Here is an 18,722-nt window from a genome sequence, read left to right as displayed (position 1 = left end):
GCGACGGGCACTGCCTATGATGATACGCAGATGCTGGCGCGGTTTGACACGGCTTTGGAAACGATACTGGGTGCCGATACTGTCGCAGTCAGCGGCAGCCGGGCGGATGGGTTTATCTTTGATCTGATCGGCACGTTGAACGGGCGTGATTTGTCAGGGTTGACCATGGTGGCGCCGGTCGATCCGGCGCAAAGCACACAGTGGGGAAGCACCAGCTTGGTGCAGCGTGCGCGCGCGGGCTCTGTCGCGGAATATGCGTTGCTGCTGAAACCGGTGTCGATCACCAATGTCGCAGGGGCGAAATTCACGCTGGATCTGGGGGCTACGGGCAGCACGCAGGCGATCCGCTATATTTCGGATAAAAATCGTCAAAGCGTCGCGATCCAAGAGGCGCTGGACGCGGTGTTAGGCCGTGGCGCCGCCTCGGTGACATTTGATACCACGTCCGGCGGGGTAACATCACAGCGCTATCGCGTGACCTTTGCACAAGGAATGGCACGGGCCAGCCTGGGCGTGACGGCCCTGACCACCGCCAGCAATGGCACGGTGATGGAGGGCGTGATCCGCGTCACCGCAGACCTAAGCCAGATCAGCCCGCAGGCACAACAACGACCGACAGTGCAGGCGATCGATCTGCCTGCCGCCGCTGTTCAAGGTGGTTTTACCCTGGCCTTCGATGTGTTCGATCAGCGCTTCACGACAACGCAAATCGGCTTTGATGCTTCGGTTATGGCAGTAGAGGAGGCCATCCGCACAGCGCGCACCACTGGTGGGACGATCTATGGCGATCGCGGCGGCGATGTGGACGTGACATCGCATATTACGGCTGCAGGGGGCGCGCAGTGGCAGGTTGCGTTTTCGGGCACCGCGATGGGCCGAGATATCCCGGTGATCAGCGCGACGATCACCGCATTAGAGCGCGCGCCGGCCGCAAGCCTGACGCAGATCGCAGCGGGCACCACTACATCCGAGGTGCAGCGCATTGTGCTGACAGATGATGTCTTCGCGCTGGCCTTTGGTGCGTCGGTGACAGCGCCGCTTGGCCCGAATGCAAGCGAAGCGCAGTTGCAATCTGCGCTGGAAGGGCTGTCTGCGATTGGTAAGGGTAATGTCGTCGTTCAGGCGGGCGCACAGCCGGGCAGCTTTGACGTAAGCTTTATCAATGCGCTGGCTCACAGCGCGATTGCCAAGCTAAGCATTGCAAATGTGCAGCAGCTTGATCTGCGTCTGCCCGATGGTCTGGCCGATGCAGTCATGCTGCGCGGTGTTGGCCAATCCGATTGGCAAGATGAGATTGATCTGACCGATCTGTCCGGCGCCGACCTGCGCGCTGCGCTGATGCAGGGGCTGGATCAGCTGCGCGACGATGACGGGGATCTGGTCTTTGGTGCGGGTACGGTGGCTGTGCATGGCACGGCACAGGCTGGTGTCTATCAGTTGGTGGGAAAAGGTAGTCTGGCTGGCACGGATCTGGCAGCGGTTGTCGCCGGACTGTCACGCGCAACGCCGCTGGTCCCCGACTATTTGTTGATCGGGGCCAGCGATGTCAGCGGCACAATTGGCGGCGCGCAAGCCGGCGCACAGCTGTCCGAGGCTGCGCTTGGCCTGGTGATTATGGGCGGGGCGCAAAGCACAGGCTATGCATTACGCGCCACCGGTGATGTGGCCCTACAAGGGTTTGGTGATGCGGTGCAATTGCGCGCCAGCGGCACAGTCGCAATCAACACGTTGGGTCAGGCGATTGACCGAGATGTGCCAGCAGGGCTGAATGGGATCACGCAGAATGTGATCTTTGCGGATGGCGCTAATCAGCGGCAGCTGATCGTTGATAACGGTGCATTGACGATTGATGGGCTTGGCACCATTTCGGGTGGCCTGGCGATGTCGATCGCGTATCACACGGTCAATGGGCTGGACACAACCGATGTGCGTATCGGGTTGGTCGATGTGGCTGGTGCGCTTACCGCCGGCGGGATGTCTGCGACATTAAGCAATGGCACCGGTGCAGTCTTGTTGCGCGATCAGCAGGGCATCGGCAGTGTCTATGCGGTGCAGGCGCAGGGCGATGTGGCCTTTGATGCCGGCGGGGCGGTGGCGATTTCTGCTGATCGTCTGGAAGTCACGCTGAACCGGTGGGGCAGTGATCTTACGGAATCCGTTGCCACGCCCGATGGGCTCTATGATGTGGCCTTGATTGACGGCGAAACCCGCCTGCGCGGTGAGATGTCGGTGGATGTCGGCGGCGTGTTACAGGCCGAAGGCGCGCTGTTCATTGAGCTGCGCGATGCGCAAACGGTTGTGCTGGACACCGGTGCCGATGTCACTGTGGATCAGCTGATTATTGGCGGGGCCGGAATCGCGGGTGCGGTTGGGGCAGGTGCGGCCGGGGCACGTTTCAATCAGCTGGACCTTTTGGCCGCGATCTCTACCGAAGTGGGCGCGACGGCCCCGCGGCATTGGTTGACTGCAAGCGCTCAGCTAAGCGATGCGATGGTGGCGGGCTATGCGCTAGCCGGGGTGGAAAATGCCGTGCTATCGGTCAATCAGCAGCTGACTGGCAGTGGTGGCGCGGTGATCGATTGGTCCGATGATGCGCTTGGCTTGCCAGTGGAAACCGGGGCTGCGGCCCCGATTACCCTAGGGTATCACGATCAGACATTCGCGATCACGGCGGATGCGCAGTTGCGTTTGGGCGATGCCTATCTGGGCGGTCAGTTCACCGTGCTGCGGCAAGAGGCGCAAGATCGCTGGGTTGTATCGGCCAGTGACGCGCAGCTGGCGCTGCGTCTGGGGGATGTGGCGCTGACATTGTCGCAAGTGTCGGGCGATTTGATCTTGAATGACGATGGAACGCGCGAAGGTGCGGTATCAGGGCGTGCCAGCCTGACGGGTGTTGAGGGCGTGACACTTGACGGCACATTGGCGGCGGCCTTTGGCACGGATAATGCGCTACGCCTCAGCGGCACAGCTGATCTGGACGTGCTGGGCATGGCAACCGTGACCGGCAGCTTTGCGATTGAACAGGTGCGCCAGAACGACCGCGCGATGTTGATGATGGGCATCGACGATCTGTCGGCCGGATTTGAGGTTTCTGGCGTCGGATCTGCCGGGCTGCAAAACGGGCAGCTGTTTGCGTTGATCGGGACCACAGCGCAGGGCGTTGGCGGGATCGCGCTGTCAGGTTCTGCCACGGCAGTGATTGATACGCCTGTCATCGACATGCAGGGACAGATCGCGATTTCGGGCAATACGTTGGGGCTGGCGATTGATCGCAGCACACAGCTTAGCTCTGGCGCGGTAATCGCGATGCAGTTCGATGCCAGTGCCCGTCCGCCCAAGATTGAATTCGGCGCACTGGATGCGCTGATTACGGATGTTTTATATGATGCGGTGGATGGCGTCTCAGTCACGCTAAGTGATCTGAAAGCCGATATTTCGCCCGACTATGACGCAAGCGGCACCAATATCAACACCAACCCGCTGGCGGTGGATCTTCCGATCATCGGCGCCTCCTTGACCGAGATCACAGGCGCGGATCGTGTTCTTGCCATTGGCGATTATGTGCAGCGCTATCTGGGCAATACGGATGGGGATTTCGCCACGCTTGCCGCGCCCGATTATGGCGCCGGGGCCCAGCCCAGCCTGCGGGGTTTGCTGACCTATCTGCAAGACAACTGGCTGCCCGAAATTGGCGTTGCCAGCGATGCGCTGTCGCTGATCACCACCAGCTCGGGCGTGATGCTTCGCTTTGTGGATCAGTTCAGCCTGGGCGCGCAAGCTGTGCTGAACCTTGATGAGGCCGCAGACGATTACGGCCTGTCTGTCGATGGCATGGTGCGCGCCGATATTTCGGTGGCGCTGGATGTGGCCTTTGATCTGGCGATAGACTGGAGCACGGGCGCCAGCAGCTTCACCTTGCACCGGATGGATTTCGATGCGCGCGCCAGTGTCGAAGATATCGACATCACTGCAGCCCTTGGCCCGCTTGCGGTCAGCGTGGGCGATGCGGCGCGCGAAACAGGCCGGTTGCGCTTTGAACTGGCAGGGCAGTTGCGCCAGGGCAACACCGGGTTGACTGTGGTGCAAACCCGTGACCTGCTTGAACTGGATCTGCCGATCTATGCGCAGCTTGGCGCGTTGGATCTGGCAGCAAGTGCGACGCCGCGGCTGATCGCTTCGGGTAGCCCGCTGTCGGGCGATGTGACATGGGCCGCGCAGGATTTTGACGCGATTGGCGACTTTAGCAGCCTGTCTGTGGTTGACCTGATTTTGATGTTCCCGGATTTTCTGGATACGCTGCAATCCGTCCAAGACAGTGAGCTATTCGCCAATAGCCTGCCATTCCTGGACACTGGGCTGGATCAGGTTCTGGCCTTTGGCGAGGGGTTTGAGCGCGACGTCTATAATAAGATCGATTTCGACAAACCGCGCGTGGATTTGTTCACCGTTGCTGCGGTGACGGTGCAGGCGGGCCAGATTGACGGCACGGATGCGACGATCTTGCTGAATCCGCTGGGCGGGTTCACGGATGCGCTGACCGAAGATCGTGAAATTACGCTGTATCAAACGGTTGCCGGGGTCGAGACCGCAGTAGGCACCTTCGGTATAGACAGCCGTCTTGATGGCAATAGCCTGATTTTGAAGGGCAGCGTGGCGACACCGGGCAGCTATCGGATGGTGCTGCACGAGGCTCGCGAACAGATTACCACCCTACAGGAATTCATGGCGGCGGTGAATGCATCGGGCGTCTTGCCGGCAGGGTTGCAAATCTACTTTGATCCGGTGGAGCGTTCGTTTGGCGTGCCCTTTGCCTTTGCGGAGGATCTGACGCCGGTTCAGGTGCCGCTTAATCTGGATCTGGGCAATGATACGGTCAGCCTAAGCACATCTGCGCAGGGCAGCTTATCGGTGCATGTCGCAGGTTCTGTGACCTTTTTTGCGGATCTGGATGGCCGCACCTATCACGGGCAAAGCGGGCGGGTCAGCGCCGGCAGCAACCTGTTTTCCGATGACACATTCCTGTTTGACAGCACCATGGTCGGCTATGGGCTGGAACTGGACGGCGCGCGCTATACGATTGTGGGTCTGCGTGGCGACCACATGGTGGCGCTGGATCGTGCGCTGGCCGATGGTGTCAGTGACCTGGGCTATACGTTGCGCGAAAACAGCCTGACACTGGGTGTTGAGAACCTGTCGCTGACTGCGGGTGCGGCGCTGAATATCGACGATCTTGAAGTCGCTGTGCAGCTGGGCATGTTGGGCGCGACAGCAGGCGGTGCGGGCACGGGGTCAGGGTTTGAACTGGCGGCATCCGTTGGCGTGGCACTTGGTGATCCAAGCAGCGGCGATCCGCAGGATATGCGCTTTGGCTTTGGCGATATTTCGGCCTCTGATCTGACATTCGATCTGTCAGGCATGGCATCGGCTCGGCTGCGCGGCTTGAGCGTGAATGCCGGGCTTGGCTCTGATATTCCATTGGCGCCGAATGTCGAGATCTCGCTGACGGCGTTGGATCTGTTCGCGCCGGGGGCGTTGAAGCTGGTCGATCAAAACCCGATGTATCCGGCCGATCTGGATCAGCTTGTCGCGCAGGGCGTTGTTGGCAGCTCTGATATGGTGGTGATCGTGCCAGATCTGGGCGCGGCATTTGATTTTAAAGACTTGTCCTTTGCTGATATCATTTCCGGCACGCGTCAGGGGTTGGAATTTGTCCGTGACGCGATTGAGGATCAGCCGTTCTACACCGTGGTGATGCCGGTGGTTGGGCGATCGTTGCAAGATGTGTTCCCCTTCGTCGATCAGGTCTTGGCGCAGTTGGAAACCGCAGCTGAAAATCCTGCAGGCGCGATTTCCGAGGTAGAGGCGATCATCGAAGCCGCGCTGGGTGTGACCGATGATAATACGCTTGATGTCAATGATCAGATTTTCGCGCTGTCGCTGAATGGGGATGCGCTGGATATTCACCTGAATATCGGTGCCGCATTTGAAGAAAACTTCGGCTTTAGTCTTGATCTGCAGCAGCTTGCGGCGATTGCCGGGCCTGATGCGCTGGCAGGGCTGGATTTCGTCGATGATATTGCTGATGTGGTCAATCCAGGTGCTGCGGGTAAAATCAACCTCAGCGCGTTTGTGAACCTGAAGGTGCAGGCCGGGATCCGGCTGACATCGGATGGGCCGGAATTCTTCTTGTATGATTATAACCCGACGCGGATCGAAACCCGGTCTGTAGCGGCCTTCGGGGCGGTTGTGTTTGAAAACCGCTCCAGCGTTCTAAGCGACGCGGAACGCGATCAGGTTCTTGCGGATTTCCGTAAGGTGATTGGCACACAGGGCGAAAATGTTACCGCGATTTCGGCGCGTGTTGACAGCTACTGGATCACTGAAACCGAAGGCAGCGATAGCGCGCAAAATATCGACGACCAGCACGGGGCCGGGCAATTGGCCGGGCGGCGTCAGGCCCAGATTGTGGCATTGCAAGATTGGCTGAGCGACGCATTAGGCGTTTCGGTACAGCTGTTTGCAGGCACGCAGTCGCAGATTGCGCAGGGCACGGAGCCTGCGACCTTTACCGACGTGCAGGTTGACCGTGCCGTGGATGTATCTGCACAATTGGCGCGCGGCACCTCTGCCAGCATTGGTCTGCGGGTTGCCGGGCAGGATCTGGACCTTGGGTTTGAGGCGGGTCCGGCGCGTCTGGGTGTGACCGGTGGTTGGGCGGCGATTGACCGCGATGGTCTGGCATCGACCGTGGATTACGCGACATTCGCGTTGACGCTGGATCAACGCGCGGGCAGCCGTGTCGATGACGGAAAATTCTATATCGGGCCAGAGCGGCTGTCCAATAACGTCGGGTATGAGATCACCGGCGCAATGGGCATGGATCTACCGCTGAGCCTGTCTGTGTCATCATTGCCCGATATTCAGCTTGGCAGCTTCACCGCCAGCACGGGTCCTGCAGGCGTGCAGGGGCTGTTGGACATGGCCTCCGGACGCCTGGTGCAGGGAAAAGTTCTGACCCTGGAAGTGCCCAATGTCCAAGACGCTATGGACAATTTCCTGGATGAGTTTTCGTTGCTGGGAATGCTGACTGATCCATCGCGGATATTGGACGGGGTCGATGCGGCACTGGGCGTGGTGCAAGATGTCATGTCGACAGAGCTGTCGCGTGACATACCTGTGATCGGCGATAAGCTGGCCAGCGCGGGCAATTTCGTCCGTGATGTGCGCGTCGGTTTCTTGAATGATCTGCGCCAGAAACTGTCGGCCGAAGGGGGGACGGTGCCGATCTTACAGTCCTCGCTTTGGGATCTGTTTGGCACCGATGGTCTGAACCTTATTCTGGACAAAGACGGCAATAATATCGTTGATATCGAAGATATTGATATTGTCTGGGTGGATCGTGATGGCGAGATCTTGTCAGACTGGGTGATCGGTGATCTGCCCCCCGACGCAGCCGATGCGTTGCAGATTGATATTGATATGGGGATGCAACTTGTTGCCGCCGATATTGATATCCCGCTGGATTTTGAGGTTCCCGGTTTCAGCCTTGATATTGACGGCGGCTTTACCTTTGATCTGGGTTGGGCGTGGGATTTCGGCTTTGGGATCAGCACCTCATCGGGGTTCTATCTAAAGACCAATACCGATGACACCAAGGAAATCCGGGTGCAGGCCGCTGCCTTCTTGCAAGGCAGCAACAGTCAGCCCTTTACTGCGCTTGGCTCTATGCTGTTCTTCGATGCGACGGTGACGGATGCGATGCCGGACGGCAATCGTTCGGGCGCCAGCGCCAGCCTTGGCGTGGATATTCTGGGCGATGCGCGCGGACGCCTACCGGTGACAAAGCTGTTCTCGCAATCGCCGTCGCAGACGTTTGATATCGGCTTTGACGTCACCTCAAAGATTGATCTGCAAGCCCAGCTTGAGCTGCGTGATGTCAGCGCGATGCCTAAGTTGCGCGCCAATCTGACGGTCGATTGGAACTGGAGCTACGGCGAACGCCTGCTGGAACCCACCATTGAACTGGTCGATCTGCGCCTTGATGTGGGTTCCATGATCGATGACTTCTTGCTGCCGATTTCGGAGCAGATTTCGGGCGTTCTGGACCCGTTTGCCCCCTTCGTCAAAATGATGATCACCCCAATTGACGGGCTGGATTTCATCGAGGCCGCAGGCATTCAGCCCACGCCGCTGGGGCTGGTCAATGGGATGCTAAAGCTGAAGGGCAAGCCGGAAATCCCGCAGGCGTTTTTTGATGCCGTCATCTTCATGCATGAGCTGCCCGATACCCTGTCACAGTGGGCCGATACCGGGGAAATTCTGCTGGGGGATATTGTGGGCCTGGGCGCGGGCACGATCCGCGCGGTGCCATCCACCGGATCATCCAGCGCGGCATTGGATGCGAAATTCGCGGAGATCGAGGCCAAATCCTCGGGCAGCGGCTCTGCCACGGTGAAAAGTGGCACGATCAATCAGCCCCGTGCCGGGTTCAAGATGCTTGAATATCTCAAGGATATTGAGAACTGGAAATCGATCATGTCCGGCGGGGATGCGATCTTATTCACCTATGAGATGCCGCTTTTGGGGCTGGGCGTGGATATTGATGTGCCCATCGCACGGGTGCCGATTGGTCCGGTGATGATCAGGGTAGACGGGTCGCTGGATTTTGAGGCGATCGCGGATCTGGCCTTTGGCTATGACACCTATGGCATTCGTCAGGCGATCAACAGCGGCAATCCGTTGGATGCGCTGGATGGGTTCTTTGTGCATGATTTTACCTTGCCGACATTCAAAAACGGCAAGATCGTCAGCGGCACCGGCGGTGATGAAAAAGACGAATTCTATATCAATGCCAGCGTGGGGCTGAAGCTGGGTGCATCGCTTGGCCCAATCTCGGGCGGGGGCAAGGGCGCGATTGAATTTTATGCCGGTCTGGATCTGCAAGATATCGCGCAATCCGTTCTGACAAAAAATGCCGATGGCTATGTCGAAAGCGTCTCATATGTCAGTGACGGGCGGATTCGCGGCAGCGAAATTGCCACGATGTATGAATATGAAAACGGCGGGTTCCAGAACCTGTTCAACATCTCAATGGGCGCGGATTTCGTCGCCAGCCTGTTTGTTGAGCTGGATCTGTGGATTAAAACCATCACGCTGTACAATGCTGAATTGTTCCGGGTGAACCTGTTCAATCTGGATATTGATGCGCCACGCGTCGAACCCTATCTGGCGACGCAGCAAGGCGATGTGCTGACGTTGAATTTCGGAACGCAGGCTGCGGCGCGGCGTTATTTTGGCACTGATGATGTGGGCGAAGAGGTTTCGCTTTACGGCTCGGGCGGCTCTGTCAGCGTGGAATATGACGGGTGGTATCAAACCTATACTGGCGTCAAACGCGTGGTGGCCAATTTCGGTGAGGGCAATGATCAGATCGACATAACGCGCCTGCGCGATGTGACGTTCGATTTGGAAATGGGCGCGGGCAATGACACGATCTATGCGCGCGAAGGTGGCGGAACCTTATCGGGCGGTGACGGGAAAGACGCGATCCAGATCGGCTATTTCGACACTGGAACGGTAGAAAATGAGGTCGAGCAGATCGACCACGGCGATGGCCGCATCGAAACTGTCACAACCCGCGTTTACACGCCGGGCAGCTTTATTGCCGGGGCGGGGGCCACGACGGGCTGGTCCATTGATGGCGGCGCGGGTGATGACAATCTGATCGGCGGGCTTGGCGAAGATACGCTGACCGGCGGTGCAGGCAATGACCGCCTGACCGGCGGTGGCGGTGATGATGTTCTGGCCGGCGGCACGGGCAATGACCGTCTGACCGGCGGCGGCGGGCGCGACACCTATATCTTTGAGGATGATTTCGGTGAAGATCGCTTTGCCGACAGCGATGGCACGACGATCCTTGATTACAGCCAGATGACCAATGGGGTGACGGTCACGCTTAGCAAGCGCGGCGTGAACACCAGCGACAACCGCACCGGACAAGAGGTGCGCGTGTCCGGCACCACAGTCGATACCGTCCGGCTGAGCGCCTGGTCCGATACGGTCTATGTCACCGGCTTCCCGGAATGGCAGACCGATATTATCGACGCGGGCGGCGAAGATGACTACCATCTGCGCATGGATCGTGTGTCTGCTTCCGGGGCGCAGGGCACGATCAATATCGTGGAAACCGGCAGCGATTTTGATGAAATCATCGCCGAGCAAACCCGTGCCAGCCGTGAGGCAGACGCGCTGCAGCTTGGGCTTGGCACGCTGGTCAATGGGCGTGAGGTCATCACCTATGATGATGGTGCGGTTGAGCGGCTGACCCTGGTTGGCAAGGGCGCGTCCTATGATGCCGATCATATCGAATCTTTCGGCGGTGATGTGCACTTCACCGCGTTGGACGGGCAGACGCAGACCAACCTGGGCCGCACAGAGCTGCGCGCGATTGCCCGCACAATCTGGCAGCACTCGGCGTTGATGGCGGGTGGCGTTATTTGGGAATCCGTGCGCGATATTAAGGTCTTGCATGATGTGACCTTGGTAAATGACGGTGACCTGGATCTGCGTACTTATGGTGACGGGGCGGATGTCGAACTTTATGCGGATATCTGGTCCTCGGCAGATCTGACGCGCGACAGCGATGGCAGCAGCTGGATGCGCATTCAGGTGGCCGATGGCAGTCTGATCAACACCAATGCCAGCCAGATCGCCGGGGCCGGCGCCTATCTGATGGTCAAGGCCAAGAACGCGGTAGGCAGTTTCGACAAGCCGATCCTGACCCGCATCGCAGAGCTGACCGTGGCGACTTCGGGTCACGGGGTTGGTGATGTGGTGATCATCGAGGATGATTATCTGACGCTGACTCAGGAAAAGGTGCTCAATAGCGTCGAAAATCCAGGTTATGTGATTGATGCCACGCCTGCCGCCAGCCAATGGGAAAGCACGCAAGATTGGGTGAGAGATGGCGCGACCGGGGCGGCACAATGGCGGGATCTGATCCAGAAGAACCGCGGCGACATTCGGAGCGATGTCGCGATAGAGGTCGCACATGGTGATCTGCACATTGATCTTTTGGCTGATAACGCCTTGCTTAAGCTTGACAGCGGCTTTGTGCGCACGTTGGAGCAGGGGCGCTTTATCAGCCTGACAAGCGATGATCTAGATCTGGCCAGCGGCGCGTCCAAACTTGTGGGCTCTGGCTTGCTGACCCTGCGCACCCATAAGGCCGCAGCACAATATTATATCGGCACCGCCGCTGAAGACATCGTGGGCGTTGATTACGGTGATCTTAGCCCGCAGCAGCTGGACCGGCCTGGGTATTACCTGTCTGTGCGCGACATTGCCGCGATTGCAGATGGGTTTGCGCAGCTGCATATCGGGCGCCGTGATCTGGGCAATGTGATGACCTTTGGTGATGTCAAAGTCGCTGATCAGGTAAAGTTTGAGCCCGCAGATGGCCCGATCCTGCGCGGTGATGACACGCGTGTGGCCTCGTTGCGGGACGAGACATTCCTATATACCGACACGCTGTTTATCGGCGGGGATGTGCAAGCGCCCGATGATGTGCTGCATGTGCAGACGCGCAATATGCAGATCAGTAGCCAGAACGTGCATGACGCCCAAGGAAGTGCCGATAGCGGGCTGTTCGCCCGGGTGCTGGATCTGTCGGTGGATGAACAGGCGGTTGTGACCGGCTGGCTGCGCGGCACGGATGCTGTCGATCTGACGATCACCGGGGCGACCGGGGATGCCGGGCGTGATGATGGCTATCTGACGCAGACGCTGTATCAAGACATCGCCGGCCCGCTCAGCCTGCAAATCGACGCGGCCGCCACGATTGAAACCTTTGCCGATGGCGCATCGGTGACGATCACCACGTCGCATGCGATTGAAACCGCAGGGCTTTTGCAGGTTCACGGGGACGGGGCTGCGATCAATTTGACCGCGGATGGTCCCGTAATTTTGGTAGAGCTGTCGCGGATCCTGGCACAGGGTGATGACGCGCGGATCTCGATCCTGTCGCAAGATGTGGTTGCCGTGAATTCGGGCACAGAAACCCGCGCGGGCAATGCCTATAGTGACGGACAAGAGGTCATCACCGGCACGGATGGCGCGGTGTCGATCACGTCGCAAGGTGCGCTGTTGCTGGGCGGAGCGCTGGCGGCATCAGGCGATATCGTGCTGTCCTCGTCAGGGCAGCTTTACGACAACGCACTGTTTGGTTTGCCAACATTGCCCGATGGCACGCCCAATCCCGATTATGTGCCGCGCTATGCGATCTTTAACAAGACCGGCTATTTCAACGGTATCGCGGATGCCAGCCCCGATCATTATCTGGTGGATCACACCGGCGGGTATGGCCTGTTGGTCACCGGCACTGTCAGCAGCCTTGGCGACGGCAAGGCGATGGTGCTGCGCTCTGATCAAGATGTGATTGTGCGTGGCAATGTGAATGCGACCGGGGCGCAAGCATCCTTGACGCTGCAATCCGATGAATTCCTCTTTGTTGAAGGTTTCGTGACGGCGACTGCCGCGTTGAACCTGATGGGCGGTGTGGATGGTGACGGCAATGCGATAGCGGGCGCCGGTGCGCGGGCTGATGCGCGTGGCAGCAGTGTGTATATTTTTGCCACCGGTGAATATCGCACCACAGATGCCGATGGCGATTTGCACATAGTCGGGGCGCAAGACGTTGATATATTTGGCGCCATGATCGCGGGCGGTCAGGTGGGCGACGCCGGTGTGACATACGCGCTGGACAGTTCGGGTAACGGCGGCAGCGATATCACCGTGCGCGCGGGCCAGCAAATTCGGTTGGAATCGGGCCTGCAGGCCAGCGGCAATGTCACCGTGACAGGTGGTGCAGCGGGCGCGGACGATCATTGGGATGGCCGCACCATGGGCGCGGCCCCGGCAAAGGATGCCAATCTTGTGTCGGTCTTGGTCAATACCGCAGGCGGGATCACCGCCAATGGGTATGGCGCAGCGGGTGCGGGCTCTCAGGTGGTGATCAGTGGTGGCGACCGGATAGAGCTGATGGGCTATATCACCTCGGGTGGCCGGATGGAGCAGCGCTTTGGATTGCTTGACCAAGATGATCCAGGCTCGCGCGCGCTTCTGGCGCAGGGCTTTATCTGGTCGGGCCGTGAAAGCGATATCCGGGTGGCGGGCACGGGCCGTGTGACCATCGGCGGGCTGACCACCAACGAGGCAGGGCAGATCGTGGAAACCGGCGGCTATCTGACCGCCAGTCGCCTGGTGGATGTGGCAGGCGGGTTTGATGCGCAGACCGGCATGGGGTTGATCGTGAACGCCGCCGCCGAAGTCGTGACAGAAGGCACCTGGGCCTATGGCACAGATGGCAGCCGCAGCCGCATTGCAACGGACACCTATGTGGATGGCACGATTACCTTGTCCGCCGTTGGTGATATGCAAATGCAAGGCCTGCTGGTTGCGGGCGGGCGCAGCGATATGATCCGCGATGATCAGGGCAAATATATCGGCCGTGAGGTTGTGCGCTATGATGTCGACAGTGCCATTGTGGTGCAGGCGGACCGGCAAATCATCATCGGCACGGATATCACGGCTGGGGCCTCGGTTGATCTGATCGGTGGGCTTGATACGCGTGTGGCAGGGCCTGCGGGTTCCGTAACGCAATATGACGGCCAGGGTCTGGTGCTGCTGGGATCGGCACAGATCACGACACAACGTGCAGGCAGCACGATCAATCTGAACGCGCCGGGTGATATCGCGGTTCTGGCGCCGGGTGACATCCAAGAACTGGTCGTGGCCGGCTGGGCAAGCCGCGCGGATGGTGTCTTGGAACAAGATGTCACCCTTTTGATCCAGGTTGACAAAGTCAGCTACACCATTGAGGCGGCCGTGACCGTCACCGCAGAGCAGACGGCGGAAAACACCTCCATCGACGCGCTTTTGGCGGATCTTAATGATGCAATGGCTGCGGCGGTCTGGACCGTAGTTCAGACAGATGATCCCAATGGAGTAATTACGCCTGCGCTGTTGACAGACTATGCCGGGCTGGCGGCGGTTCCCAATGACTCTGGCACCAGCATTGCTGATATCGCGGCCAAGCTGCGCGATGGGCGTCTTCGCTTTGCCGGGCCATATCAGATCAGCATTTTGGCGCAATCGGCGGGCAGCGGTAGCCTGCGCCAAACGGTGAATGGTGCCGATCTGGGCGTTGTTTTCAACGATGACACGCCCGGTGCGCTGCGCGATGCAGGCGGCACGGTGATTGGCGCGGTGTCAGGACGCCGTTTCGCGCTGGATGCGGCTGCGGTTGGCTCTGTGATTAATATCGGCGCGCCACAGGGGCCAAATGGTGGGCTGTATCTGGCGGGCAAAATCCGTGCGCATACCGATATTGTCATGAACACCGGGGATGCGGCTGCGGGCAAAGGTGTTAATCTTGATGTCACCGGTATCCTTGAGACATTGGACGGTGATATCAGCTTTGATCTGGGCTCCAGCGGCGTGCTCAAAGGGGATCTGATTGCGCGTGGTGCTGGCCATGATGTGCGTTTGGCGTCAAATGGGACGCTGACAATTCAAGGTCTTGTGCAGGCGGATGATGAGGTGGTGCTGCACGGCGGCACCAATGCGGTCAGCCTGCTATTGGAAGATACAGCCACGATCCGGGTGGTGGATACGGGCGGGTCGATCACCTTGTCGGGCACGCATCAGGTGGTGATTAATGGCGCGGTAGAGACGTTGCGCGATGATCATACCATCTCTATCGCCTCCACGCAGGGGCAGGTGTGGGTGACGCCTGTGGGCGGGCGTATCGCTGCGGCTGGGCAGTTGGATATCAACGGCGTCGATCTGCGCCTTGACGGGATGATTGACAGCAGTTTCATCGGCGCGGGCAGCGTGCCTGCTATCAGGTTGGTTGCGGTGGGCGATATCGTGCTCAATTCCAACATGACGGCTGCAGGCGCTGTTTCGATTGATTTCGGTCAGGCGCTGCGCCTGGAGGGGGCTGCGATTTCCGCGGGCCAAATCACCGTCACGGGCGAGCAGATGACCGTCGGCGGCAGCGCCGCCAATACCGGGGCGACACTGGATGCCGGGCGCGGCCTTCACGCGACCTTGCTGGGCGATCTGATGGTCCATGCGGGGGGCGTGATTGCGGCCAGCGCGCCGGATGCACTAATCACCGTCGATGCCGCCATGATTACGGTCGCGGGCGCGATCCACGCTGGGGCGGGAATTGTGGCGGGTGGTGCGGTCGCACAGGCTGATGGTGGTGATGTGACACTGACGGCGGGCGATACGCTGCGTCTGGGCGGGGTGGATGCCGGCGGGGCTGCCGCGCCCGGCAATGTGTTTGCCACGGGCGATATCGTGCTGAATGGCGGGCCCGGGTTTGGCAATGACACCTATGCCGGTGTTGGACTGTGGATCGATGCCAATAGCACGGTGATGTCATTGACCGCGGCGGGCACCGCATCGGGCAGCGTGACCCTGAACAGCGCAAAAGATCTGCGGCTGGACGGTGCCTTGCGCGCCGAGGCTCAGGGCGGTGCGCTGCAGATCAATGCGGATCGGATGATTACCGTAACGGGGCTGGCCTTTGGTCACGATCTTGTGGCGCTGGACGGTGGTTTATTGGATCCGTTGGCCAATTCGGTCACGACCACCGCGGTGACCTATTTGATGAATGCCGCGCGTGGTACCACGCCGGCCAATAGTTATTTCGTAGATCAGGCCGGGCAATGGATGACGGCGGATGGCCATCTGGTGCTGGATACGGCTGGCGATATCGTGACCGACGACAATCTGTTGCTGCCCGATCAGATCAGCATCACACAGACGGGCGGCGACCCACAGCGGCTGAGCGGCGCAATCTTGGACACAGGTGTGGGCGGGGCGATTACCATCACCGGCTCTGGCGGGTTGTTGCTGGATGGGATTATCGGTCAGGCCAGTGCTGGCGTAGGCGGCGCGGTCACGGCCAATGCGGCCTCGGTCACGGTCAGCGGGGCGCAAGATGCCTCTGTGCTGATTTATGCGGATATGAATGCGCTGAATGCAATTGATATCACCGGCACCAGCCTTTCGGTGCTGGAGGGCAGCGCGCTGATCACATGGGCCGAAGACAGCCATATTGAGATCATCGCCAGTCAGAATGTCTTTGTGGAATCCGACCGAAGCTATACCACCGCCGGCGGTGCCACGGTCAGCGGTCTGGGCAATGCGATTGTAACCTCGGGCGGGTGGATGCATCTGCGCGGCGCTACTGTCTATCAGGGCGGTGATTTGCAAGCGCGCGATCATTTGTGGATCAACGCGGCACGCGATGTGTCTGTCTATGGGTCTGTGTCGACCAGCGCAGGAAATTTGGCTGCGCAGATCGACATCCGTGCGGGCCTGTCGGCCATCGTGCCCAATGGTGATGGTGTGGATCAGGCACGCAGCGATGTGGATGCGGCCAGCCTTGGCTTTGGCTCTGTTTATGTTCTGGGGCTGGGGCAGGTGACAAGTGACGGCGATGTGTCCTTGTTGGCGGGCGTGGATGTTGAAATGGACGCCTCTGCCAGCGCGGGCGGCACACGGCAGGTTCTGACACCGATCTTGTCAACGCAGACGGTCGATACGCTGGTGATCACGGGCTATAATCAGGTCGTGGATGCGGTGATCGACGTGCCTGTCGTCAATTGGGTCAGCACCACGGTGACTGAACAGGTTGGGTTGGAATCTGTCAAAGTGGGCTATTCCTTCACCACGATGGATGTCCGGCTGACGCAAGATGCCTATTACGACGGCACCACCAAACGGGAGTATTTCGTCGAAGGGGTGGATTACCGCAATTCGGCAGCTTCAAGCGGCAGCGGACCGATCATCAGCTGGGGCAGCGTGGGTGTGCCCGGCTTGGATACTAATGGATATCCGCTAAGTTTTGCAGAGCTGTCAGATCTGCAGGTCGAAGTGGTGCTTGCCCAGCTTGGCTACAAAAAACTGTATGATTTCTCTGCCACGAACCTGAAGAAACATGAGGTTATCAACGGCACATCCAGTGTCAGCGACTGGTCGCCCGATTGGATGCAAATGCCCGCTGCAGGCACGACAACACCGATGCAAATCGTCAATTTGCAGGTCGATGGGCTGCGCGACAAATGGATCCATCTGCCGGTCGGGGCGCAGGCGGATCTGGCGCGCGCCGTGTCGCAAGGCAGCGTCAATAAATTGGAAGATGAGAATGTCGGCACTTATAAAGACACAGCGACGGTCTATTATGATCAGGTGACATCGGGCTATGTTACGCGGCGCGTGACCGCGACCGAAGATTTGGCCGATCCGAACGAAAGCACCTATAAATCGCGCAATACGCTGGATTATGATTCCGCGCCGGTTTCATGGCGTGTGTCTTATGATGCGGGCGTGCGTGGCAATGGGGAAACCGCCGCAGCCAATGACGGGCAAAGGGTGTATGATCTGACCGACCGCGCGGGCGATGTCGCGGTCAACCGTGTGCCTGTGTGGTCTTTGAACAATGTTCAAACGCTGAAACTGGATGGCAAGACCAACCTGAACACGCTGGCGCAGCAGGCATTTTTTGACACCACTGCGTCATTGACGCGCACGAATTGGGATGCCAACAGCGGCAATTCAAACGACAATAACGTGCTTGTTGGCGTGGATTATAACTGGGTTGAGAAACGCTATAATCTGTCCTCTGGAACGTTGAATCATTTCGCCGCGACAGATCGCTATACTTTGGCAAATGTGACAAATGACACCCAACGAGCCGAGGTGGACCGCGTTGCGGGAAATAACGCGGTGTGGCTGGGCATGGTCTATATCAGCCCATCGGGCACCTTGCCGGGGCTGTATTACGATGTCAGCTATGCCAGCTATGCGTCGAACTATATCTCGATCTACGGCAGCAAGACCAATTACAGCAACTGGAACTCTGGTGAGCCCAATAACGCGGGCTTTGAATATGCGGTTGAGCAATTGGCACTGTCAGGCATTGACCGGTTCAATGATCTGAACGGGTATCAACAGCGCCGGTTCATCTATGAAACTGGCAATTACTGGAACGCGACGCAGGTCACCGAGAATTTCACCGATTACCATTATGCATGGGTATCGCTGGATACCGATATCATGCAGGCCCGCTATGAGTTGGAGTATCAGTGGGTCTCAAATGAGACGGCGATCTATGATAACCGCCCGAAATTCCGCAGCTATGACACGCAGACCAAAGTTGTCGATACGGCGAAGCAAACGCTTTACCGTGATGAGGCTATCACGCAGGTTGTAACCGAAACCCGGACGGTGCGTTTGGATGGCGCGGCAGGTGGCACGCAAGATTTCGCAACATTTGGTGCCAATTCGCTGTCAGGGCGTGATGTGCAGATCGTATCGGGCCGGGATACGCGCCTGTCGGGTAATCTGGAGGCAGGGCGCAACCTGACCATTACTTCGGCGCGGGATCTGCGGTTGGGGGAAACTCCGCCCGAGGATGCTGCGGTCTTTGTCCCTACCACCAGTTCACAAATGCAGATTGGCGGCACCATGACCTTGTCGGCGGCGCGCACGGTCCTGACCGATCTGCCGTCGGTGATCGGTGTAGATGGCGCAGTGTCGATCAGCGGGGGCAAAGGCGTAACGCTTACCGGGGATCTATCCGCCGATGGTGCGATTTTGGTTACGACCCAGGATGACCTGAACGCGTTTGGTGGGCTGTCGGGCAC

1 protein-coding gene (only partly in view) is annotated in these 18,722 nt (G+C 58.9%); it reads left to right on the top strand.

This entire window lies inside a single protein-coding gene on the top strand: locus BFP70_RS10760, encoding an Ig-like domain-containing protein (protein ID WP_066011575.1). The 53,583-nt coding sequence extends 14,940 nt beyond the window's left edge and 19,921 nt beyond its right edge, so the window shows coding positions 14,941–33,662 — codons 4,981 (complete) to 11,221 (partial); the first complete codon in view begins at position 1. Both the start codon and the stop codon lie outside the window.

The sequence above is a fragment of the Thioclava sp. SK-1 genome (assembly GCF_001705665.1).
In the GTDB taxonomy this organism is placed as follows: domain Bacteria; phylum Pseudomonadota; class Alphaproteobacteria; order Rhodobacterales; family Rhodobacteraceae; genus Thioclava.
Note: the sequence above shows the minus strand (reverse complement) of the source record. Positions and strands in the feature narration are given on the sequence as shown.